The organism is Candidatus Acidiferrales bacterium (assembly GCA_035934015.1).
Lineage (GTDB): Bacteria > Acidobacteriota > Terriglobia > Acidiferrales > UBA7541 > DAHUXN01.
This window is the reverse complement of sequence record DASYYH010000003.1, coordinates 304660-326810: the sequence shown is the minus strand read 5'-3', so window position 1 is coordinate 326810 and position 22151 is coordinate 304660. Positions and strand designations below refer to the sequence as shown.

General features: G+C 55.5%; 19 protein-coding genes. 16 read left to right on the top strand and 3 right to left on the bottom strand.

The window, feature by feature from the left end; genetic code table 11:
• The first annotated feature begins 98 nt into the window (after positions 1-98).
• The gene (gene era / locus VGR81_01690) at positions 99-1016 is read left to right on the top strand and encodes a GTPase Era (protein ID HEV2287645.1); all 918 of its coding nucleotides are present in this window, start codon (positions 99-101) and stop codon (positions 1014-1016) included.
• Between the two features lie 23 nt (positions 1017-1039).
• Here era and VGR81_01685 read toward each other — a convergent pair whose 3' ends face one another.
• The 3 genes from VGR81_01685 to VGR81_01675 form a co-directional block, all read right to left on the bottom strand.
• Entirely contained in the window at positions 1040-2398 is a 1359-nt protein-coding gene (locus tag VGR81_01685; protein HEV2287644.1) for a sigma-54 dependent transcriptional regulator, read from the bottom strand.
• 302 nt (positions 2399-2700) lie between these two features.
• Positions 2701-4884, bottom strand: coding sequence for an ATP-binding protein (locus tag VGR81_01680; protein HEV2287643.1), 2184 nt, complete (start codon positions 4882-4884; stop codon positions 2701-2703).
• On the bottom strand, positions 4881-5609 hold the full coding sequence (locus VGR81_01675) for a hypothetical protein (GenBank protein HEV2287642.1): 729 nt from the start codon (positions 5607-5609) through the stop codon (positions 4881-4883). The genes VGR81_01680 and VGR81_01675 overlap by 4 nt, the downstream gene beginning before the upstream one ends.
• Positions 5610-5791: 182 nt before the next feature.
• Between VGR81_01675 and pilB the strand changes: the two genes are divergently transcribed.
• From pilB to VGR81_01600, 15 genes are all read left to right on the top strand, one after another.
• Positions 5792-7507: a type IV-A pilus assembly ATPase PilB gene (gene pilB, locus VGR81_01670; GenBank protein ID HEV2287641.1), complete on the top strand. Its 1716-nt coding sequence runs from the start codon at positions 5792-5794 to the stop codon at positions 7505-7507.
• 15 nt (positions 7508-7522) lie between these two features.
• Positions 7523-8641, top strand: a complete 1119-nt coding sequence (locus tag VGR81_01665; GenBank protein HEV2287640.1) for a type IV pilus twitching motility protein PilT — start codon at positions 7523-7525, stop codon at positions 8639-8641.
• Between the two features lie 33 nt (positions 8642-8674).
• Positions 8675-9892, top strand: a complete 1218-nt coding sequence (locus VGR81_01660; GenBank protein ID HEV2287639.1) for a type II secretion system F family protein — start codon at positions 8675-8677, stop codon at positions 9890-9892.
• Positions 9893-10069: 177 nt separating this feature from the next.
• Positions 10070-11752, top strand: a complete 1683-nt coding sequence (locus VGR81_01655) for an ATP-binding protein (protein ID HEV2287638.1) — start codon at positions 10070-10072, stop codon at positions 11750-11752.
• 6 nt (positions 11753-11758) lie between these two features.
• Entirely contained in the window at positions 11759-13147 is a 1389-nt protein-coding gene (locus VGR81_01650) for a sigma-54 dependent transcriptional regulator (protein HEV2287637.1), read from the top strand.
• 285 nt (positions 13148-13432) lie between these two features.
• Positions 13433-13975 (top strand): prepilin-type N-terminal cleavage/methylation domain-containing protein, encoded by a 543-nt coding sequence (locus tag VGR81_01645; GenBank protein HEV2287636.1) that lies wholly within the window; start codon positions 13433-13435, stop codon positions 13973-13975.
• Positions 13976-14068: 93 nt separating this feature from the next.
• Complete coding sequence (locus VGR81_01640) at positions 14069-14614, top strand: prepilin-type N-terminal cleavage/methylation domain-containing protein (GenBank protein HEV2287635.1); 546 nt, start codon at positions 14069-14071, stop codon at positions 14612-14614.
• A gap of 206 nt (positions 14615-14820) precedes the next feature.
• Positions 14821-15390 (top strand): outer membrane lipoprotein carrier protein LolA, encoded by a 570-nt coding sequence (locus VGR81_01635; protein ID HEV2287634.1) that lies wholly within the window; start codon positions 14821-14823, stop codon positions 15388-15390.
• A gap of 181 nt (positions 15391-15571) precedes the next feature.
• Entirely contained in the window at positions 15572-16777 is a 1206-nt protein-coding gene (locus VGR81_01630) for a type II secretion system F family protein (GenBank protein ID HEV2287633.1), read from the top strand.
• Positions 16778-16789: 12 nt separating this feature from the next.
• Positions 16790-18418 carry a GspE/PulE family protein gene (locus VGR81_01625; protein HEV2287632.1) on the top strand — a complete coding sequence of 543 codons (1629 nt, stop codon included), beginning with the start codon at positions 16790-16792 and terminating at the stop codon, positions 18416-18418.
• Positions 18411-19379, top strand: a complete 969-nt coding sequence (locus VGR81_01620) for a hypothetical protein (protein HEV2287631.1) — start codon at positions 18411-18413, stop codon at positions 19377-19379. The genes VGR81_01625 and VGR81_01620 overlap by 8 nt, the downstream gene beginning before the upstream one ends.
• Positions 19380-19489: 110 nt before the next feature.
• Positions 19490-19972, top strand: a complete 483-nt coding sequence (locus VGR81_01615; GenBank protein HEV2287630.1) for a hypothetical protein — start codon at positions 19490-19492, stop codon at positions 19970-19972.
• Positions 19969-20520 (top strand): type 4a pilus biogenesis protein PilO, encoded by a 552-nt coding sequence (pilO, locus tag VGR81_01610; protein HEV2287629.1) that lies wholly within the window; start codon positions 19969-19971, stop codon positions 20518-20520. The genes VGR81_01615 and pilO overlap by 4 nt, the downstream gene beginning before the upstream one ends.
• A 4-nt stretch (positions 20521-20524) precedes the next feature.
• Positions 20525-21112 carry a hypothetical protein gene (locus VGR81_01605; GenBank protein HEV2287628.1) on the top strand — a complete coding sequence of 196 codons (588 nt, stop codon included), beginning with the start codon at positions 20525-20527 and terminating at the stop codon, positions 21110-21112.
• Between the two features lie 143 nt (positions 21113-21255).
• Positions 21256-22101, top strand: coding sequence for a hypothetical protein (locus tag VGR81_01600; protein ID HEV2287627.1), 846 nt, complete (start codon positions 21256-21258; stop codon positions 22099-22101).
• Positions 22102-22151 lie beyond the last annotated feature (50 nt).

Genomic DNA, 22151 nt, shown 5'->3' with positions numbered 1-22151 from the left:
AATTCCCTCGTTCGTGGCAGCAGAAGATAGAGATTCCGGCGATTTGCGGAAAATATCCCGTGCATGAGTCCCGCTCAGAAGGCTAGTATCCCTTCCTCATGGAATTTCACTCTGGTTTCATTGCCATTATCGGAAGGGCGAACGCGGGGAAGTCCACGCTTGTGAATACCCTTGTAGGGCAGAAGGTGGCCATTGTCTCGCCGCAGCCGCAGACGACGCGAAATCGCATTCAAGGAATTCTGAATCGCGAAAACGGGCAGGCCGTCCTGATTGACACGCCGGGGATTCATCGCGGCACGAATGCGCTCGGCCGGCAGATGATGCAAGAAGTTGCTGCGGCGCTGGACGCTCCGGATATTGTCTCGCTGGTTGTGGATGCGACGGAGGATTTTCAAGCAGCAGACCGCTACTCGCTGGAGCACATGAAGCGATTTTCCGGGCCTGCGCACTTGCTGCTGAACAAAATCGATCGCGTTCGCAAGGAGCGGCTCCTGCCGTTGATTGATCGCTGGCGGCGCGAACACGATTTCGAGGAGATCTTTCCCATTTCCGCGCGGACGGGCGAAGGAACGCTGGCGCTGGTCGAAAACTGGATTGCGCGATTACCCGTCCATCCGCCTTACTTCGCGACGGATCTGCATACGGACCAGCCTGAGCGATTTCTGGCTGCAGAGATTATCCGCGAAAAAACGATGGCGCTGACTCGGCAAGAAGTGCCGCACGCTGTGGCCGTGCTCGTGGACGAGTGGGAGGAGAGCGAGAAATTCGTGAAGATTCGCGCGACGATTTACGTCGAGCGCGAAGGACAGAAGGGAATTGTGATTGGGCGCGGGGGCACGATGATTAAAGAAATCGGAACAGCAGCCAGGAAAGAGCTGGAAGAGCTGCTCGGAGTGAAGATTTATCTGGAGTTGAACGCCGCAGTGCATGCAAACTGGCGAGGAGACCGTGGAGTGGTGAAGCAACTCGACTGGCATCACCAACTCGAGCAGATGAGCGAAGAAGGCGACGAATAGCCGTTTGACTTTTCACATTGCAATTACGCTCTGGAAGGAGCAATTCCAAGAGATTTCATCTTGCGGTAGAGGTGGGTGCGCTCGAGGCCAATCGCAGCGGCTGCCTTCGTCATGTTCCATTGATTTTCTTCCAGTTTGTGCAGGATGAATTCGCGCTCGTAAGCCGCTCGCGCCTCCTGCAACGTGGCATAAGGATTTTGAAGGCTGCGCGCAGCGCCACGGAATACCTCGGGCGGAAGATGATGAGGCTCAATGTGCTGGCTGGGGCACATGATGACAAGACGCTCGATGAGATTCTTCAGTTCGCGAACGTTGCCGGGCCAGGGATAACGCATGAGGATTTCCATGGCGGCGGAAGTAAGCTCCTTGGGCTTGCGGCCGTAAGCGCCATTGAACTCGGCGAGGAAATGACGGGCAAGCGTGGGGACGTCTTCCACGCGATCGCGCAGAGGCGGGACGGTGAACGGGATGACGTTCAGACGATAAAAAAGATCCTCGCGGAAAGCGTTGTGTGCGATTTCATTTTCGAGTTTTTTGTTTGTGGCGGCGATCACGCGAACGTCCACCGCAACCATTTCATTTGAGCCGATGGGCTCGACGCGGTGCTCTTCGAGAGCGCGAAGGACTTTGGATTGGGTCTTGAGACTCATGTCGCCGACTTCATCCAGAAATAACGTTCCAGCGGCAGCCTTCTGAAACTTGCCAACCTTGTCTTCGCTTGCGCCAGTGAAGCTGCCTTTGCGATGGCCGAAAAGTTCGGATTCGATCAATTCTTCGGGGATGGCCGCGCAATTCACTTCCACAAATGGCGCGTTGGAGCGCGAACTCTGTGCGTGAAGGGCCCGCGCGACGAGTTCCTTGCCCGTTCCACTTTCGCCGTAGATGAGGACGCGGCCAGTCGTGGGGGCGGTGAGTGCGATTTGCTGGCGCAAGGCTTTCATGGGGACGCTGTCGCCGAGGATTTGATAACGCTGCTCGAGTTCCGCGCGAAGGCGGCGATTCTCTTTTTCTAGGCGCAGATAATCGAGCGCGTTCTTGATCGCGAGAACCGTTTTTTCCAGCGAAAGAGGTTTTTCAATGAAATCGAAGGCGCCGAGTTTTGTAGCGCGAACGGCGATTTCAATTTTTGCATGGCCGGAGATCATCAGAACCATGGGCATGTTGCCATCGCGTTCGTTGAGGAGCTCGAGCGTTTTGAGGCCGTCCATGCCCGGGAGCCAAACGTCGAGAAGAATGAGATCAAATGGACGATGCTTAACTGCGTCGAGGCATTCCTCGCCGGAAGAGACGGCTTGAACTTCATAGCCTTCGTCGCGGAGAAGCGCCGAGAGCGACTGGCGAATGCCAGTCTCGTCGTCGACGATGAGGATGGAGGCAGGCATAGGAGGATCAGTTTACCTTGGCTCTTGGCCTCGATCGCCAGTGCTGGTGACATCCCTAAAAGCTCGAAACATTTCTCGTGTCGCCCAAATAAAGAAGGCAAGTGCGAACAATGATTCCGATCCTCGAAAGAGAGTCACCCACGAACGGTGAGTGGCGACGATGAGGATGAGGCCTGCAGTCCACAGAAGGGAGCAAATGGCGCCCGCAACGAAAGAAAGCAGATAGAAATACTTCAGAACCCGGGGTGGTATTGCGTCTGCTAATTCTTCAAGCTTCTTGTCGACGGATGCCGTGGACGTCTTCATGATGGTGTGCTCGCGCTTGGTTGCGGCGCTGCAACTTCCACAGCAGACAAACGGATGATGAAGCGAGTGCCAGAGGGAACGTTATCTTCGACGCGCAGCGTGCCGTGATGCTCGCTTATGATGCGACTGGCGATGGCGAGGCCGAGGCCGGTGCCGCGGTCTTTCGTCGAAAAATGCGGGAGGAAGAGTTTGTCCTTGTCTTCGGGCGATATGCCATGGCCGGTATCACAGACCTCAATTTCGATTGCGTCGCCTTGTCCCGCTACGCGCGTTGTGACGGTGATGCTGCGAAGGGTGGCGCCTTCAAGGGCCTCGGCAGCGTTGTCGATAAGATTGACAATCACGCGGCGGAGGAGTTCGGAATCGGCTTTGACGGCGGGTAAAACGCATGAAAGTTCGCGGTGGATCGCGACGCCTTCGAGGCGGCCCTCGAAAACATCGAGCGCGTCGGAGGCAATGGAATTGACGTCGGCTGGCGCGAGTCGAGCGGCAGGAAATCGCGCAAACTGAGAGAATTCATTCACCAGAGATTCCAGCGTGTGCACCTCGCGCTGAATGAGGTGCGCGCATTCGGAGACCAAGGATGGCCACTCGGAACGGTCTTCGCGGCGACGCGCCGGAGAAGACCGTTCGAGATGCCGTAGAAGGCGCTGGGCTGACAGTTGGATCGGCGTTAAGGGATTCTTGATTTCGTGCGCGATCCGCTGAGCGACTTCTTGCCATGCGGCGGTTTTCTGCGCCCGGAGAAGTTCGGTCACATCATCAATCACAACGACAAAACCGGGATTAGCCGAACCAGAGCCAAGCGGGCTCACCGTAACGGCGACATGGTGGAAACGTCCAGGGGCTGCAATTTCGAGTTCATCTGACGCCACGCCCATGCGCAGAGAGCGGCGCATCAGATGAAGAATGCGGCGAGAGACCTCTTCGCCGGCCAGTTCGGAAAGCGACTTTGCCACCGCCGTTTCTTTGCCAAAAATCTTGGCTGCTGCGGAGTTGATGCGGTTGACCGCTCCATTGGCATCGAGCGAAATGACCCCGGTGGGAATGTTCTCCAGGATCGTCTCCATCAGCTTGCGGCGATGTTCGATTTCTTCGAGAGCCTGCTGTAGATTGCGGGTAAATTCGTCAATTTGCTGGCGCGACTGTCCCAGCTGCGCGGCCATTTCATTGAAGGAATTGACGAGGACGCCCAGTTCATCGTGTGCGCGGATTGTGATGCGGTAATCCAAATTGCCGTGCGCGACTTGGCCGGTGGCCTTCGCGAGAGCTTGAATCGGCACTGTCACGCGCTTGGAGAGAAAGAGAGCGACCCACATGGTTGCGAAGAGGAGAAGCAAAGTGATCAGAAGCAGGCCAAGAACGATTTCGTTCTTGAAAAGGCGAAGGTGCTGATATTGAGCGTGATACGTCAGGTCGTCGCTTTCAATGTCGTTCAGTCTTTCGCGGAAATCGTCAGGCAAACTGCGCCCAATCATCACATCTCCACCACGGTAAGGAGCGCGCCCCGTAAGATACAGCTTGCGCCCAATTTGCCAGATTTGCGCCCCGCTTGGGAACGTCATTTCCCGATTGAATTGGTCTGTGCTCGGGAATGCGGGGACGCTCTCGATTTTTGCTCCAGCGGCGTTTGAGGTCCACACAACATCGAATTCGGAGTCAGGGCGGATCGCATAATGGCGCAAGTCGTGTTTGCGACGAGGGGTGGAAAGCCACGCGGCGACGTCCTGCGCGAGGCTGTTTAGTTTGTCTCGCTCCTTGCTGCTCATTTCGTTGATGAGAGCACGGCTTTGTTCGTTGGCGGTTTCGAGAGGCTTGGGAAACCAAATCGCCATCGTTCGGTTCATGAGCGCATAACTGAAAAAGAAAAGAAAGACAACGGGAAGAAGCGATACGCCCATCGCTCCCAAGACCATTTTGGTCTTAAAACGGGAGCCGAGGAGGCCGACGCGATGCTCCGCCAAGTGCCGAACAATATTCCGCCCGAGGATCAGGCTGAATACAAGGAACGCTTCGAAGGCGAAAGCGGACAGGGAAAACAGGACGATAAAATCATGCACATTATCAGGGCGAACAGGCGCATTGAGCGACCCAAGCGTGAAAATAGCGGCAGCAAGGAGAGAGACGCACAAACCCCCTAATGCGAGCCATAAGCGACGAGTCCAGTTCGTTTTGTTCATTTCACAGGCTCAAGAAAAGGCTGCAAGGGACATTCGAAACAGCGCGGCTCGCGCGGACGGCACCAGTTCTTGCCCACGCTGACGAGAAGCGCATGAAACTCATTGTATCGCGAGACGTGGCGCGGAAACTCAGACTCGATGAGACCGCGCATTTCCTCATAGGTTGCATCCTCAGGGACCCAGCCGTGGCGCGAAAGAATCCTTTTGGTGTAAGCATCGACAACAAAGACATGTTTTTGGCCTGCATAAAGAAGGATTGAATCGGCGGTCTCCGGGCCAATGCCGTGAACGACGAGAAGCTTTTCGCGCAATTCGAGTGTCGGAGTTTGAAACATGCGTGCGAGCGAACCGGAATAATCTTTGCGAAGAAAACGGACAAACGCCTTGAGTTTTCGTGCTTTCTGCCGGAAATAGCCCGACGGCCGAATCAAAATGGCCAAGCGCAGCAATGGAACACGTTCGAGCGAGCGTGGAGTGAGAAGGCGCTCGCGGCGTAGATTTGCTATGGCACGTTCAACGTTACTCCATGACGTGTTCTGTGTGAGTATGGCACCGACAATTACCTCGAAGGGGGTTTTCGCGGGCCACCACGACTGCGGCCCGAGCCGGCGGAAGAGCGCGTCGTAGTATTGACGCAAGGATTTGGCGCGTGTGGGGAATGTTTCAGGGCGCTCCAAAGTTCCGTCCTTGGCTACCAGCTCGTGGATAATCGGCTGTTGCGACATCTTCTGACACGATAACGAGCAAAAAATGGCAAGTCAAGAAAGCGCGCAAGCAGAGTGGCACACCCTGTACCAGTGTACAGGTTCCTGTTACAGAACGACTCCGAACGGGAATCCAGATTCCCACTTCTGTGCATGTTAACCTTTGGACTTCCGCGACAAGTTCGCGCACAGGAGTGCTGTGAATGTCGTCCCGTTTGGGAGAAATACTGGTTCGCGACAGCCTGATCTCCTCCGATCAGCTGAAGCAGGCACTTGATTACCAGAAAAGGGAAGGCGGACGACTGGGGACCTGTCTTGTAAAGTTAGGGCTGGTCAGCGACGAAGACATTACGGCGGTCCTCTCTCGGCAATATGGCGTTCCTTCGATTAACCTGAAGTTCTATGAAGTCGACCCCACGGTCATCAAGCTAATCCCGCAAGAAACCGCAGTGCGATACCAGATCGTGCCGCTGTCGCGCGTGGGCTCGACGCTGACGATCGCGATGACGGACCCCACAAACGTCTTCGCCATGGACGATATCAAGTTCATGACGGGATTCAACGTGGAGCCTGTCGTCGCTTCGGAAACAGCGATTTCGGAGGCGATCGGGAAATTTTACGGAGCAGCGGAGAGCGTCGAAGAACTTGACAAGGTGATGAAAGACCTTGCCGGGGAAGAGGCGGCGCTGGAACTTTCGCAAGAAGAGGCCGATATGGACCTGGCCTCGCTCGAAAAGGCCGCCGAAGAAGCTCCAATCATCAAGCTAGTGAACTTGGTTTTGACCGACGCGCTGAAGCGTGGCGCGAGCGATATTCACGTTGAACCGTATGAAAAGGAATATCGCGTGCGGTTCCGCATTGACGGCGTATTGCAGAACGTGATGGCGCCCCCGTTGAAGCTGAAGGATGCGATCACAAGCCGCATCAAGATTATGTCGAAGCTGGACATCAGCGAAAAGCGGCTGCCGCAAGACGGCCGCATCATGATCAAGTACGCCAAGGATGGAAAAAAGAAGGAGCTGGACTTCCGTGTTTCGACGGTTCCGACGCTCTTCGGCGAGAAAATCGTTCTCCGGTTGCTGGACAAGGAAAATCTGCGGCTGGACATGACCAAACTGGGGTTCGAGCAAGAGTCTCTGGACAAGTTCACGAAAGCGATTCTGCGGCCGTACGGGATGGTGCTCGTGACTGGCCCGACCGGATCGGGCAAGACGAACACGTTGTATTCCTCTGTGGCGCGGCTGAACACCATGGACACCAACATCATGACCGCGGAGGACCCGGTCGAGTTTCAATTGCCCGGAATCAACCAGGTGCAGATGAAAGACCAGATTGGGCTGAACTTCGCGTCGGCCCTGCGGGCTTTTCTGCGCCAAGACCCCAACATCATTCTCGTCGGCGAGATCCGCGACTTCGAGACGGCGGAAATTGGGGTGAAAGCCGCGCTGACCGGCCACTTGGTGCTCTCGACGCTGCACACCAACGACGCGCCTTCGACCATCAGCCGCTTGATGAACATGGGAATTGAGCCGTTCCTTGTAGCGACTTCGGTGAACTTGATTTGCGCGCAGCGCCTTGTGCGGCGCGTGTGTTCGCAATGCAAAGAACCGATGACGATCACACCCCAAGCTCTGGTGGATGCAGGGTACACGCCGGAAGAGTCGAAGGTCACAACCGTTTACCACGGGCGTGGGTGTGGGACGTGCAACAACACTGGTTATAAGGGCCGCGTCGGTTTATACGAAGTCATGGAGATTAATGACGAGTTGAAGGAATTGATTTTGGTGGGCGCGTCGGCTTTGGAATTGAAGAAAAAGGCTCTGGAGCTAGGAATGATTACGCTGAGGCGAAGCGGGCTGCTCAAGATTGCGGCGGGAATGACGACATTGGAAGAGGTAGTGCGTGAGACGGTGCTCTAGGCGGAGGGAATTCAGATGGCGAGTATTTCGCTGAGTGAATTGTTGAAGACGATGATTGAAATGGGCGGGAGCGACCTGCATCTGTCCACTAATACGCCGCCGAGAGTGCGCGTGAATGGACATCTGCGTCCGCTGGACATGCCGCCGCTGACAGCTGCGGATACGAAGGCTCTGGCCTACAGCGTGTTGACGGACGCGCAGAAGCATCGCCTGGAAGAGAATTTGGAGCTGGACTTTTCATTCGGCTTGAAAAGCCTGGCGCGATTCCGCGGAAACATCTTTCACCAGCGCGGGGCTGTCGCCGCCGTCTTTCGTACGATTCCATGGGAAATCAAGAGTTTTGAAGGATTGGGGCTCCCGGCCGTCGTGCGCAGCCTTTGCGACAAGCCGCGCGGGCTGGTTCTGGTAACTGGACCAACGGGGTCGGGAAAGTCAACGACGCTCGCCGCGATGCTCGACAAAATTAATAATGAGCGCGAAGAGCACATGATTACGATCGAGGACCCGATCGAGTTTCTTCACAATCACAAGAAATGCCTGGTCAATCAGCGCGAAGTGCATTCAGACACGCATTCCTTCGCGAATTCGTTGCGAGCAGCGCTCCGCGAAGACCCGGACGTTGTGCTGATCGGCGAAATGAGGGACTTGGAGACGATCGAATCGGCTCTGCGGATCGCGGAAACTGGCCACTTGACCTTTGCCACGCTGCACACCAACTCGGCGGTATCGACGATCAATCGTATCGTGGATGTCTTCCCGGCCCACCAGCAGCCGCAAGTTCGCGCACAGTTGTCCATGGTGTTGGAAGGAATTCTATGCCAGTCGCTCCTGCCGCGGTCCGACGGCCGGGGGCGCGCCATGGTTATGGAAATCCTTATTCCGACCGCTGCGATTCGGAACCTCATCCGCGAAGACAAGATCCATCAAATTTACTCGGCCATGCAAACGGGAACAGGACAGACAGGTATGCAGACATTCAACCAATCGCTGGCGAATGCCTATTTCCAGAAAGCGATCAGTCTGGAAACGGCATTGTTGCGTTCATCGAATCCGGACGAGTTGCAGGACTTAATCAATCGTGGAGTGACGACGACATCTCAGGCGCCAACTGGAAAAACATTCTCGCGCCGATAGACGTCGCGGATAACAGGGATAGGAGGCAAGGACATGCCGGTCTACACATATACGGGGGTTAACCGGGCCGGGACTAAGATCGCCGGGGAGCGCTCTGCGTCCAGCAAGGCGGAGCTGCAGACACTATTGCGGCGCGAGCAGATCAACGTCAGCAAAGTGTCGGAGAAGGGCAAGGAGTTCGCCGTTCCGACGTTTGGCGGAGGCGTGAAGAGCAAGGACCTGGCAATATTTACCCGCCAGTTCTCCGTGATGATTGACGCCGGATTGCCACTCGTCCAGTGTCTGGAGATCCTTGCACAGCAGCAGGAGAACAAGACGTTCCAAAAAGTGCTGACCGGCGTGCGCTCTTCCGTGGAAGGGGGATCCACGCTGTCTTCTTCCATGCGGCAGTATGAGAAGGTTTTCGATCCGCTCTACTACAACATGGTGGAGGCGGGCGAGACGGGCGGTATTCTCGACACCATTTTGCAGCGGCTCTCGACGTATATTGAGAAAAACGTAAAGCTAAAACGCGCCGTGAAGTCGGCGATGATCTATCCATGCGCGGTCATCGGCATAGCAGCGGGCGTCATTGCTTTGTTGCTGTGGAAGGTCGTGCCCATTTTCGTGACGTTGTTCGCCGGATTGGGAGCGAATCTGCCTTTGCCAACGCGAATCGTTATCGGGCTGAGTAACTTCGTCGGGAGTTACTATGGATTATTCATCTTGGTGGTTCTCGTCGGAGGCGGGATCGGGTTGAAAGTCTGGTACGGGACGCCGCAAGGGAAATACGCCATTGACGCCACGCTGCTCAAGCTTCCCATACTTGGCATGCTCCTGCGCAAGATTTGCGTGGCGCGGTTCACGCGAACATTGGGAACGTTGATTTCGAGCGGCGTGCCGATCCTCGAAGGATTGGACATTACGGCAAAGACCTCCGGCAACGCGATTGTGGAACGAGCCATCCAAAAGACTCGGAAGGCGGTCGAGGCTGGACGTTCTTTGGTGGACCCGCTGAAGGAAACGGAAGTTTTCCCCGGCATGGTGACACAGATGATCGCCGTCGGAGAGCAGACGGGCGCGATGGACACCATGCTGCAGAAGATTGCGGACTTCTATGAGGACGAAGTGGACGCTGCGGTAAAAGATTTGCTGACCCTGCTCGAACCGATCATGATTTTGTTTTTGGGAATTGTGGTCGGCGGCATCGTTATATCGATGTACTTGCCACTGTTCTCGCTGATCGGCAAGCTGGCAGGCGGGGGCAGCTAGACGTTATTGCAAATGCGGGAAGGGCGTGACGAACTTCCCATTTATCGGATGGTGCGCGGCTTCTGGCTGAGCAACATTAACCACAGAAGGGCCAGGAGCCGCGCCGTTATCTTAAGCGGGATGAGCCTCAAACGGAGTCCCGATTCCTTGGGGTGAGCGGTCGGGGGCGGATCGGGAATGCAACTTTCACAAAACACACTGGAATGGCTTGGATGGCTGGGACGAGTGCGGTTTCTCGTCATCAGTTTTCTGTTGGCCATTGTTCTTGCGGTCCACCAACTGTCACCGCTGCCGCTGATCGCGCGTTATTTCGTGCCGGTGATTCTGCTGTGGTATTTTCTCGCTGTATGTTTCGTCATTCTTTTGAAATGGATTCCTGAAGCTCGCTGGCACGCTCCGCTACAGATCATTGCAGACCTTGTGCTGGTTACCGGCCTTGTCTATTCGACCGGCGCGCACGAGAGTTACTTCATCTCGCTTTACCTGCTGGTGATCCTAATGGCCAGCGTGCTGTTCGAACGGCGCAACGTATTTTTGGTCGCCGGCGGTGCGTTCGTTTTGCTCGGTGCGATGGTCGAGCTGATTCATTATGGGCTAGTACCACAGACCTCTCTTTCCACGCCGAACGAAAGAACGCTGGAATTTTGGATTTTCAGTAATTTTCTGGCGTTTGTTGCCGTCGCGTACCTTGGAAGCCTGCTCGCGCATATGCTGCGCAGCAAGGGCGTGGAACTCGAGGAGAAGCGCGAGGAGTTGCGCGACCTGCAGGCGTTCAATGAAGACATCATTCGCTCGATGCGCGGCGGATTGATTACCACGGACCTCGACGGACGAATCCTGCTCGTAAATCGCGCCGGTGGGGAAATCGCCGGCATCTCACCCGCGACGCTGACGGGAAAACAAATTCGCGAAGTACTGCCGGGATTTTGGCTGACCGATGCCGACACAGAGTTGGGCTTCTTGGCGTCGCGAAAGGAGACGGAATTTCATACGCCTGCCGGCGAGCGGCGATATCTTGGCGTATCCGTAGCTCCCTTGCGCTCTGGGCAGAATCAGGTCAGCGGCTACGTCTTTAGCTACCAGGATTTGACCGAACTAAAACGCCTGGAGCACGAAGTGGAGACGAAAAATCGCATGGCAGCCGTGGGAAGGCTCTCGGCGGCGATTGCCCATGAAATTCGGCAGCCGTTGACAGCCATGGCCGGAGCGCTCAAGGAACTCGCGCGCCTCGCGCCCCTGGATGACGATGACAAGCGGCTGGTGCAAATTGTGAGCCGCGAATCGGAACGGCTCAATCAAATTGTCAGCGATTTCCTGGATTACTCGCGCGAGAAGAATTATTCGTTCACCGATACGGATGTTCTCACGCTGATTGACGAAACTCTGACTCTCATCGAACGCGAATACGGCGTGGAAGGAAAATACCGCGTCGAACGGCGATTCTTGGTGAATCATGCCAATGCGCGCGTCGACCGCGACCGCATTCGGCAGGTTTTTTGGAATCTTTGCAACAACGCACGGCGAGCTATGCCCGAGGGCGGCACGCTGACCGTTCGGATGGAGGCGGACACCTCCTGGGTGCGCATCGGAATTCGTGATACGGGCGTCGGTTTCGACGCGCGGCAAGCGGCGAAGCTGTTCGAGCCCTTCCAGTCGGGTTTCGCGCAGGGAACAGGGCTGGGTTTGGCGATTGTGTATCAAATTGTGCAAGCGCATGAAGGGCATATTCACGTCGAGTCCGAAAAGGGCCACGGTGCGGAGTTTGTCATCGAATTGCCACGCAAGGAGCGATCCGTACCGATGCAAGAAGTGCACGGGCAGGAATTGAACGCGGGCCTAGCATCAACGAGAGGGAAGTGAGGGGTAATGGCGCATCTGTTGGTTGTTGATGATGAAAAATCGATCTGCGAGCTGCTGGAAATCACATTCCGCAAAGAGGGGCACCGGGTGGAGGTAGCCACTAGCGGAGATTCGGCCAAAAGGCGGCTTGAGTCGCAGATTTATGACCTGGTGATCTCGGACATCCGCATGCCGGATATGACTGGCGTAGACCTTCTGCGGTTTGCCAAGGAAGTGTCGCCGGGAACTGTTTTCATTCTGATCACCGGTGTTCCCACAATTGGCACCGCTATTGACGCGGTGAATTTCGGCGCTGACCGCTATGCAATCAAAGGTGACAAGTTGCTCGACGAATTGCGGCCTGCTGTCCAGCAGGTTGCGGACAATCTGAGATTAAAGAAAGAGGCAGGTATCCTGCGGCGTGAGATCCGCCGGCTCACTGGACTCGATCACATCATCGGCACAAGCGCAAAGATGCGCGCGATATTTGATCTGATTCAAACGATTGCGCCGCAATCCAGCCGCGTTCTGATTACGGGAGAAAGTGGAACCGGTAAAGAGCTCGTCGCCAGAGCGATTCACGAGAACAGTGCGCGGGCAGGTGCGCCATTTATCACCATAAATTGCGGAGCCTTTCCGGAGACGCTGCTCGAATCGGAACTGTTCGGGTACATGAAAGGCTCGTTTACAGGCGCAAACGAAAATCGTGCGGGACTCTTCCAAGCCGCCGATGCTGGCACGCTTTTCATGGACGAAATCGGGAATATGAGCTCGACGATGCAGGTGAGGCTCTATCGAGTCTTGCAGGAAGGTAAAGTGCGTCCGATCGGCAGCACAGAGGAAACGGACGTGGATGTTCGCGTGATCGCCGCAACCAACAAGGATCTGGAGAAAGAGATCGCGGAAGGGCGGTTTCGCGAGGATCTCTATTACCGCCTGAGTGTCATCCCTATCCATTTGCCGCCTCTGCGGGAGCGGCGGGAAGATATCCCGCTGCTGGCGCGAAGCTTTCTCGAGCGGTTTCGAAATTCAACCGGCAAGCGAATCGAGGGGATTGAACCCAAGGCCATGGAAAGGCTTGAGTCATATGACTGGCCGGGAAACGTCCGGGAACTGGAAAACACGATCGAAAGGGCGGTTGCTCTTGAAACAGAGAAGAGAATTTCCTTGGAGGGGTTGCCGGAGAGAATTCTACTCTACTATCAGAACCACTTTGGGGATAGGCAATTGGCGGACCAGCCGAAGCGGCTGATTCCCGAATCGGGAATCGACCTCGAGAAGCACATCGCCGAGATGGAGAGGGCCTATCTCTTAGGAGCACTGGAGTGCGCGGGCGGGATAAGGACGAAAGCTGCGCAGCTCCTCAAAATGACATACAGATCGTTCCGGCATTACGCTAAGAAATATGGCATCTAACCCTGATCCTGCGGGCTTGGATTCACTACGAGAAAACGTCATAATATAAGGACAAAAAATGTCACTTTCTCTGATGCGGGAATGCGTGGTGCTGATTGGAGGAGCACGAAGGGCCTAGTTCTCACTATAACTCTTCTAGAATCAGTATGGAACATTCGCGGCATAGTGCATCGAGAGGTTGGAATCGGATTTGCAGATTTCTATGCTGCACGCCGCTACGCAGTCTACAAGATTCTGAAGAGCACTCGAAATCAAGGGACTTGAAGGAAAATTTAAGGAGAGAAAATGAAAAAGAACCAGAAGGGTTTCTCGTTAATCGAGCTTTTGATCGTCGTGGCGATCATTCTGATCATCGCGGCGATTGCGATTCCGAACCTGCTCCGTTCGAAGATGGCCGCGAACGAAGCCGCCGCGGTCGGCGCATTGCGCACGATCATTACGGCGCAAGTAACGTACTATTCAACGTACAATACGGGCTATGCAACAACTTTCCAGGCGCTCAGCGGTGCTGCTGGTGCCGCGGCTACTTGCGCCGCGTCGCAATTGCTTGACCCGACCTTCAACGCTGCCACCCCGGCGCGACAGGGCTACAACTTTACCTTGGGTGTAGCTGGTGCCCCGGCAGTTGTGCCCGCGACCGCGTGCAACGGCGTGGACGATCAGACGTTTGAAGTCGAGGGAGCTCCGATTACCGTCGGGACAACCGGGCAGCGCTCGTTCTGCGATGACCAAGCTGGCGCAATCTACTTCGATGCGACTGGCGCAACCCACGCGAACGGTGGAAGCTCGTGTGCTGCTGACGGTTGGGTGAATCCGCTCGGCAACTAGGGTAGCTTCGCTTGCTTAAAGAGGGGAGGGACCATCCAGTTCCTCCCTTTTTTGTCGCCTAAGGAATGGAGGAAACAGAGGAGCGCCGTGTGCATGCTGACAAAAGTCGAACTGAGATTGCGACGAGCGGGAAGCGTGCAAGGGTTCTCGCTAATCGAGCTGCTCATCGTGATTGCCATCATCCTGATCATCGCCGCGATTGCGATTCCGAACTATCTCCGCTCGAAAATGGCAGCCAATGAGGCTTCTGCTGTGGAGCACGTCCGGGCCATAGGCACTGCCGCAACCGTTTACAACACCAGTTGGAACAACGGCTACCCGGCGAGTTTACCCACCTTGGGTGGGGTCGGTGCAACGGCAACTTGTACGCAGGCCATCTTGCTGGATTCTTTGATTACCTCCCCGCCATTTGCCAAATCTGGATATATTTTCAGCTATCAAGGGGTTGGCTCCAACACGCCCGTGGTACCCGGCTGCCCGGCGGGCTTCTACTCTTACTTGACAACGGCCGTCCCAATCACGCTAGGCTCAAGCGGCCAGCGCAGTTTCTGTAGCGATTTGCCCGGCGCGATTCATTTTGACATCACCGGAGCGGCCATCACCAGCGCAGCTCAGTGCGACGCCCTGCCGACGCTGTAGTTCGCGCTCGACCCTGTTGCGTTTTGCTGGAACTCCGCACTGCTGCTAAACTGTTTTTTGTGCTGACCCTCTGGCTTCTGCTCACTCTGCTTGCTTTTGGCTCAGTTGAGCCCAGAACTGTGGCCAGTCCTTCCGAACTCTTTTCTTTAGTGACTGCGAAAGGTGTAGCGCGCGCGTTCGAGCAGCATTACGGGCGAACAAAAAGCATGGTCGGAATTTTTCTCGAGAAGTACACCTCCGGCGGGTCCGCGATTAGCGTCGAGAGCGGCACGGTATATTTCGAGAAGCCCGGACGCATGCGATGGGATTATGATTCGCCGTCGACGAAGATGTTCTTAGTGGATGGCAAGAATGTCTGGTATTACGTGCCGGCAAACCATACGGCGAGCCGCACGTCGATCAAAGAAAGTTCGGATTGGCGCACTCCACTGGCGCTGCTGGCGGGAAAGGCAAATTTAGAGCGAATCTGCGGAAGTCTGAGGTTAGGTTCTGGAACGGGGGGTTCTGAGGAACGTCCGGCAGAGGCAGGCAATGCTGTTCTTGTTTGCAGTCCCCGAAAAGAAGATGCGGACGCCTTTACGAAGGCCGTCTTTGAAGTAAACCCAAGAGATCAGCTCGTTAGAGTGGCAATCCGGCAACCGGGGGACATCGAAACTGAGTTCCGCTTTGGCGATTGGCATGAAAATGTTCGAATTGAAGAGGCGAAATTCCACTTTACTCCTCCCGTGGGCGTAGCCATTGTGGATGATTCGGCGCTGGCCCGCAGCGTTCAATAGCTTGCCGCCGGCCAACCATCAGCCCCTGTAGCGACTCCTACCATAAGGCTGTTAGTGCCAGTCATCTCTTAAGGCGCAGTTGCCGTCTGCGCACAGAATGACGGGAGAGACATGCGCGGCAGAATCGCTATGCTAAAATCTGTTCTTAGCGCTCGCGGACACCGAGCGTAAACCACAATTTATGGCTGAATTTGTGTGCAAAGTCGGGGATGCGACCGGAAACGTCTTCCAGCAATTGGAGACGGCCCAGAGCGAAACGGAAGCTCGTCAGAAGCTGGCCGATCGAGGATTTTACGTTTATACGGTCCGTCCGAACCTAACTGTCGCCGGACTATTTGGCGGGCTTCGAAGCAATCGGAAACTCCCACCAGGTGACTTCCTGATCTTCAATCAGCAGTTTAATACTCTGATAAAGGCCGGCTTGCCGATTTTGAAGGCGCTCGACCTCTTGGCGGACCGTGCCGCCCAGCCGAAGATCCGCCCGCTGCTGAGCGAAGTTCGCAGCCAGGTGCGCGAAGGAGAATTGCTTTCGGACGCAGTCGAAGCGACGGGGATGTTTCCCGGCGTGTACATTGCCTCGCTGCGAGCCGGCGAGAAAAGCGGCGATCTGCCAGGGGTTCTGGATGACTACATCTCCTATCAACGCGTGACATCGGGGATTCGCAAGAAACTCATCAGCGTTCTGGTTTATCCGACTTTCCTGGTCGTCGCTGCGACATGCATCGTTTCATATCTGGTTGCCTATGTAATCCCACAGTTTGCCAAACTGTATGCAGATTTGGGCACAAAACTTCCTGCGCCTACGCAATTTTTGATCACGCTCGTGATGGGCTACGGCAAGTGGATTTTGACCGCTGTTGTGCTTGCCGCGGTTGGACTCGTCCTTCTGTTTTTTTGGTCGAGGACAAGCGCAGGCGGTTTGGCTGTGGACCGTCTGAAATTGAAGATTCCCGTGGTCGGGGATGTCTGGATGAAATTTCAGATGGCCCAGTTTACGCGCACATTGGGCACCTTGCTTCGCGGAGGAACGCCCTTAGTGAACGGACTGGAAACAGCAGCGAATGCCATGACCAGCCGGTTAGTCTCGAGAGCGGTTCTTAGGTCAGCGCAAAAGGTGCGCGAGGGCGGCGCGTTGCACGCGGCATTGGCAGATACAAACATGATCCCCGCTCTCGCGCTCGACATGATCGAAGTGGGAGAAGCATCTGGCGCGCTGGCGCCCATGCTGGGGAGCGTCGCGCAATTCTACGAGGAAGAGACGAATTTAAAGACCGGGGTACTGATCTCAATCATCGAGCCAGTTGTCTTGGTTATCATAGCGCTGATTATTTTGTTTATTTTGATTGCGCTGTACCTGCCGCTATTTTCCGTTTCCGCGGGCGGATAAAGGACGAGCGAGATGGCAACAACAAACCGAGAGTCGCATCCGACGATAGTCCGCGAAGACACGGCCGAGCGCGACCGCACGCAGAAGCTCGCGGAACGGTACCGTGTGCCGTTCATCGATCTCGCGGAGCAGCGGATTGACCCGGAACTTTTTCGATCGATTCCGGCCGAGCTGATGTTTCGCTACAACTTTGTGCCGCTGGAATCGCATGACAATTCGTTGGTTGTGGTCGTATCGGACCCCAGTCAACTCCTCGTAAATGATGAGCTCGCGTTGTTGCTCGGCAAAAAACTGACGATCAAGGTGGCCACGGCTACACAGATCGGCGATTTGCTCAAGCGAACGGAGCAATCGCAGCGCGTTCTCGACCAGGCGACAGAGGGTTTCACGCTGCAAGTGGTTGGCGACGAGGACGGCGACGAAAACATCTCGATGGAGAAGCTCACGCGGGATACTGGCGTGAGTCCCGTTGTGCGCCTCGTTGATACCGTGATCTTTACGGCGCTCGAACGACGAGCCAGCGACATTCATATTGAGACGCGTAATTCGGAAGTTGCCGTGAAATACCGCATTGACGGCGTGCTGCAATATGCGATGCAGCCGCTCGCCAAGGAGTGGCATTCGACCATATTGTCGCGCATCAAGGTGATGAGCGAACTGGATATTGCTGAGCGGCGCGTGCCGCAGGATGGTCGCTTCCGAGTCCGGTATAAGGGACGGTTCATTGATTTTCGCGTGTCTGTGATGCCTTCGATCCACGGAGAAGACGCTGTTCTGCGCGTCCTGGACAAAGAAACGCTGAGCGAGAAGTTTCGGAATCTGACTTTGGATGTTGTTGGTTTTGCTGAAGAGGATTTGCGGAAATTCCGACGCTACATTCACGAGCCATACGGAATGGTGCTCGTCACGGGGCCAACTGGTTCGGGCAAAACCACGACGCTTTATGCCGCGATCAACGAAATCAAATCCGATGAAGACAAGATCATCACGATCGAAGATCCCGTCGAGTATCAGGTGCAGGGGATTACGCAGATTCCGGTGAACGAGAAGAAAGGTCTCACGTTCGCGCGCGGACTGCGCTCGATTCTGCGCCACGACCCGGACAAGATCATGGTGGGCGAAATCCGCGACCAGGAAACAGCGCAGATTGCGATTCAATCCGCACTGACGGGCCATCTGGTCTTTACCACCGTGCATGCGAACAACGTGACGGACGTGATTGGGAGATTTATTAACATGGGCGTTGAGCCCTACAATTTCGTCTCTGCACTGAATTGTATTCTCGCCCAGCGTTTGGTCCGCGTAATTTGCCCGAGCTGTAAGAAGCGCGTGCATCTTCCCGCGAGTGCTTTTGAAGAGTCGGGAATCGATCCCAAAGAGTGGGCGGATGTGCCTATTTTTGAGGGAGTGGGTTGCCTCGAGTGCTCCGGCAGCGGTTACCGCGGCCGGACTGCGATTTGCGAGCTGCTGGACCTCTCGGATCGCATCCGCGAGATGATTATTGACCGCAGGCCAACATCGGAAATCAAACGAGCGGCAAGAGAAGAAGGGATGGAATTTCTGCGCGAATCAGGCCTTTCCCGGGTGCGGATGGGGATTACGACATTCCGGGAAATCAATAAGGTGACTTTTATTGACTAACCCGGCTGCATCCGAGACGCGGCTGAAAACGAACCAGCATAGTCGCTTTTCCGAATGGCTGAATGCGATGCCGCATCCGAGCGTTGTGCTGGAGATCGCCGCAACGCACGTCGCGGCGGCCCGCTGGGGAAGGGATATTTCGCATCTGGCAGCGTCGGCCGTCGAGAAGCTGCCGGAAGGTGCAATCGTTCCTTCGGCCACCCAGGCGAACATAAACGACGCGGCTGCCGTTCGTGCAGCGATCCGACGCGTTGTCTCTCGAGTACCGAGCCAAGGACAGCCCGTCGCATTGATGGTCCCGGATCCGGTGATCCGTGTATTTATCTTGTCCTTTGATAGTTTCCCGCGGCGAGCCGAAGAGGCTCTTCCCATGCTGCGATGGCGGCTCAAGAAAAGCCTTCCATTCGACGCCGAGGAGGCCGCCATTTCATGGATGAAACAGTCGAACCGAGGAGGAAAACCGGAGATCGTTGCGACCATCGCGCGCCAGAGGATTATTCGGGAGTATGAATCCGCTGCGGAAGAGGAAGGAATCTCTGTGGGCGTTGTGCAGAGTTCAACGCTGGCCACGTTGCCGATGCTCGACAGAGAGCTGACGACGCTGCTAGTGCGAATGAGCGATAGGAATCTCACAACTGTGATTACTAGTGGCGACACATTGTGCGTTTATCGGTCCACGGAGATGGATAGGACTCAAGGGCACGTCAGTTCGCAATCGATTTTGGACGAGGTATTTCCGGCGATCGCTTTTTACCAGGATACGTGGGGAGGCAAGGTTGAACGAGTGAAAGTGGCCGGATTTGGGGAGATTGAGGGAGAATTGATTGAAGCACTGGCGAGAGAAGTCAGCTGCTCATCGCAGCCGCTTTCAGTGACGACGCATCTTCCCGCCGAGGCGACATCGCTTGCAGCAAAAGGGCTGGAAGCGCTGGTTGGCTGGCAGATGAATCTTGGAGGATGAAGCCGAGGATACGATAGGGCATGAGGACGCAATTCAATCTCGCAACGTCTCCGCTAGAAAACAACCGGCAGTTTATTGTCGGTTCGGTCGCGCTGGGAGTGGCTGCACTTTTGGCGCTTGCCGTGCTATCAGTTCATGCTGTGCGTGCGCGCAGAGTAAGTCGGGAGATACGTAAGGAGATCGCATCGCTGGAAAGCCAGATTCGCGCGTCACAGACGCAACAGGAAAGGCTGCGCGCAGTTTTTCGAAATCCACATACCGTTGAAGTGATGGAGCGCTCAGAGTTTTTGAACCGCTTGATTGAGGAGCGAACTTTTCCCTGGACGAAAATGTTCGCCGACCTGGAAAAACTGCTGCCGCCAGGCGTGCGTGTGATTAGCATTTCACCGCAGATGCAGAAAGACGGCGCGGTGAAGGTGGTTCTGATAATCGGTGCCGATAACGACGAGCAAAAAGACAAGTTTGTTCGGACGATCACAGCGTCGCCCGTCTTTTCCAATGTACAGGTCACCGAAGAGACCTACCCGAAGAAAAATGCAAACGATACTGCGACGACCGTTCTATTTCAGCTCGAGGCGCGATACGCAATATGAGCGGGAAGAACAAATCCCGGCGCTGGAAACTGGCGATAAAGATCGCGCTGGGTTGCATTCTCACGATGGACGTTGCTTTGATGGTTGTGAGCTGGCAGGCGGCTGGCGAACAGCCGCAAGTCCAGAAGACGGAACGAGACAGATTGGCGGCGCGGGCGAAGTTGCTCTCGGCGGACGTGGAGAAGGGAAAGAAAATCGAAAAAGATCTTCCCGATGTCGGAAAAGAGTGTGACTCGTTTTATCAGAGCAATTTGCTGCCGGAATCTTCGGGATACTCGACGCTGGTTGCCGATTTGGGCCAAATGGCCAAGAATGCAGGTGTACAGACGAGCGGTGTATCCTTCAAGGAACAAACGGTGAAGGATCGCGGGCTGAATGAAGTGACGATTACGGCGGCTGTACAGGGAGACTATCAGGGGCTTGTACGACTCATCAATGAACTCGAGCATTCGTCTCATTTCTACGTGCTCGATGGGCTGACACTTGCGTCCGAATCGTCCGGAACAATCAAATTGCAAGTAGCGTTGCGGACGTACCTTCGCAGATGAAGCGATGACTAAGAAAACGAAATTCGAGGCATTTATTCTAGCGGCGCTGCTCGTGATATTGCTGGCCGTCGTATATTATTCCGTTCGCTCGCGGGACGATGGATTTGGAGGCGTTCAGGCGAACGATGCGAAATTCGAACCGCTAGCCGTGCCTGACCCGTCGCTGCGTCTAGACTTGCTCCAGAACATTCAAAAGCAGCAATACAACGGCGCGCACCGAAATATTTTCAGCGCGGAGCCGCTGCCGGCTCTGGCACCTACGCCGCAGCAAGTGAAGACGCAACAGGCCGCTGCCGCTGCCCAGGCTGCCGCCGCTGTCCCGGCTGCACCGCCGCCGTTGATCGTCCCCGCGACTTTTTACGGCATCGTGACAGACTTGGCGACAGGACGGCGCAAGGCTTGTTTTTCAGCGAATCAGGATGACGTTTACATTCTTCCTGAGGGCGGCACTCTGCTCAATCAATTCCGCGTCCTGAAAATCAACAACAACTCTGTGGACCTTCAGGACATTTCCTCCGGGCGCCAGACGACATTGACGTTGCGAGACGTCAATTCAGCGCAGGGCATGCCGCCCCCTCGCTCTCGTTTATGAGAAAAGCAACCAGACCGTGTGAGCGAAGCCGGAACGGCTATGCGCTGCTGTTCGTTCTTTTCCTCGTTGCGACAGTTGCCATTGGAATGTCGACTGCTGTTCTTGACATCTATACGCAAGGGCTACGGGACAGAGAAGCGGATATGATCTGGCGGGGAGAACAATACCAGCGAGCCGTCGGCATTTTTTACCGAAAGTTTGGGCGCTTTCCCACCTCTGTCGATGATCTTTTGAAGTCGCAGAATGGCGGTCCGCGCTGCTTGCGCGAAGCGTACAAAGATCCCATGAACAAAGAGGACGGTTCTTGGCGCTTCATCTACGTTACGCCGACCGGACAACTGATCGGGAGCGTTCAGTACACATCATTGCAGCAGATGGCTTTCGTCGACCAGCAACGCAAGCTGGGGATTACCTCGGGATCGGCCACGCTTACCGGCGCGCCGACGGGCAATTCAAGCGGCGACAATTCGACTGATGGCTTGGTGAGTCAAGGCGCAGCGTTGGGCTCAGGCGGAGTCGGTCCAACTCCTGGCAGCCCTCTGGCGCAGGCATTGCAGACCTTGTTGCAGGGTCAGAACGGCCAATCGCCGACGCCAAATGCCCCAAACACGCCGAACGGAAGCCCTACCAACGGTCAGCAGACGACGCCGTCGTTTTTTGACCAGGGAGCGTTGACAGGCAGCACGGGGCCCACAGGAGGGATGAACATCAGCGAATCCTCAACTCCGCAAACTGATGATTCTGGGCAAGTCATGGGCGGCTTCATCATCGGTGTTGCAAGCAAGATCGCGAAGAGCTCGATCAAGGTGTATAAAGGCGGTACAACGTACAAGCAATGGGAATTTATCTTCAATCCGCTCGAGCAGGTGCAGACGATCTCTGGTGGGTCAATCGGCCCATCCGTGCCGGGGAGTCAGCAGCCAACCAATCCGTTGGGACTGCCGCAGCAACCACCTCAGCAACCGCAGATACCACAACAACCGCAATAGATTTTCGCATGCACTCGTGGTGCGCAGACCACGCGTCGTCAGCTAAGAAT

Coding starts and splice junctions, on each gene's coding strand:
- era (HEV2287645.1), top strand. CDS start 99: ATGGAATTTCACTCTGGTTTCATTGCCATTATCGGAAGGGCGAACGCG.
- VGR81_01685 (HEV2287644.1), bottom strand. CDS start 2,398: ATGCCTGCCTCCATCCTCATCGTCGACGACGAGACTGGCATTCGCCAG.
- VGR81_01680 (HEV2287643.1), bottom strand. CDS start 4,884: ATGAACAAAACGAACTGGACTCGTCGCTTATGGCTCGCATTAGGGGGT.
- VGR81_01675 (HEV2287642.1), bottom strand. CDS start 5,609: ATGTCGCAACAGCCGATTATCCACGAGCTGGTAGCCAAGGACGGAACT.
- pilB (HEV2287641.1), top strand. CDS start 5,792: ATGTCGTCCCGTTTGGGAGAAATACTGGTTCGCGACAGCCTGATCTCC.
- VGR81_01665 (HEV2287640.1), top strand. CDS start 7,523: ATGGCGAGTATTTCGCTGAGTGAATTGTTGAAGACGATGATTGAAATG.
- VGR81_01660 (HEV2287639.1), top strand. CDS start 8,675: ATGCCGGTCTACACATATACGGGGGTTAACCGGGCCGGGACTAAGATC.
- VGR81_01655 (HEV2287638.1), top strand. CDS start 10,070: ATGCAACTTTCACAAAACACACTGGAATGGCTTGGATGGCTGGGACGA.
- VGR81_01650 (HEV2287637.1), top strand. CDS start 11,759: ATGGCGCATCTGTTGGTTGTTGATGATGAAAAATCGATCTGCGAGCTG.
- VGR81_01645 (HEV2287636.1), top strand. CDS start 13,433: ATGAAAAAGAACCAGAAGGGTTTCTCGTTAATCGAGCTTTTGATCGTC.
- VGR81_01640 (HEV2287635.1), top strand. CDS start 14,069: ATGCTGACAAAAGTCGAACTGAGATTGCGACGAGCGGGAAGCGTGCAA.
- VGR81_01635 (HEV2287634.1), top strand. CDS start 14,821: ATGGTCGGAATTTTTCTCGAGAAGTACACCTCCGGCGGGTCCGCGATT.
- VGR81_01630 (HEV2287633.1), top strand. CDS start 15,572: ATGGCTGAATTTGTGTGCAAAGTCGGGGATGCGACCGGAAACGTCTTC.
- VGR81_01625 (HEV2287632.1), top strand. CDS start 16,790: ATGGCAACAACAAACCGAGAGTCGCATCCGACGATAGTCCGCGAAGAC.
- pilO (HEV2287629.1), top strand. CDS start 19,969: ATGAGCGGGAAGAACAAATCCCGGCGCTGGAAACTGGCGATAAAGATC.
- VGR81_01605 (HEV2287628.1), top strand. CDS start 20,525: ATGACTAAGAAAACGAAATTCGAGGCATTTATTCTAGCGGCGCTGCTC.
- VGR81_01600 (HEV2287627.1), top strand. CDS start 21,256: ATGATCTGGCGGGGAGAACAATACCAGCGAGCCGTCGGCATTTTTTAC.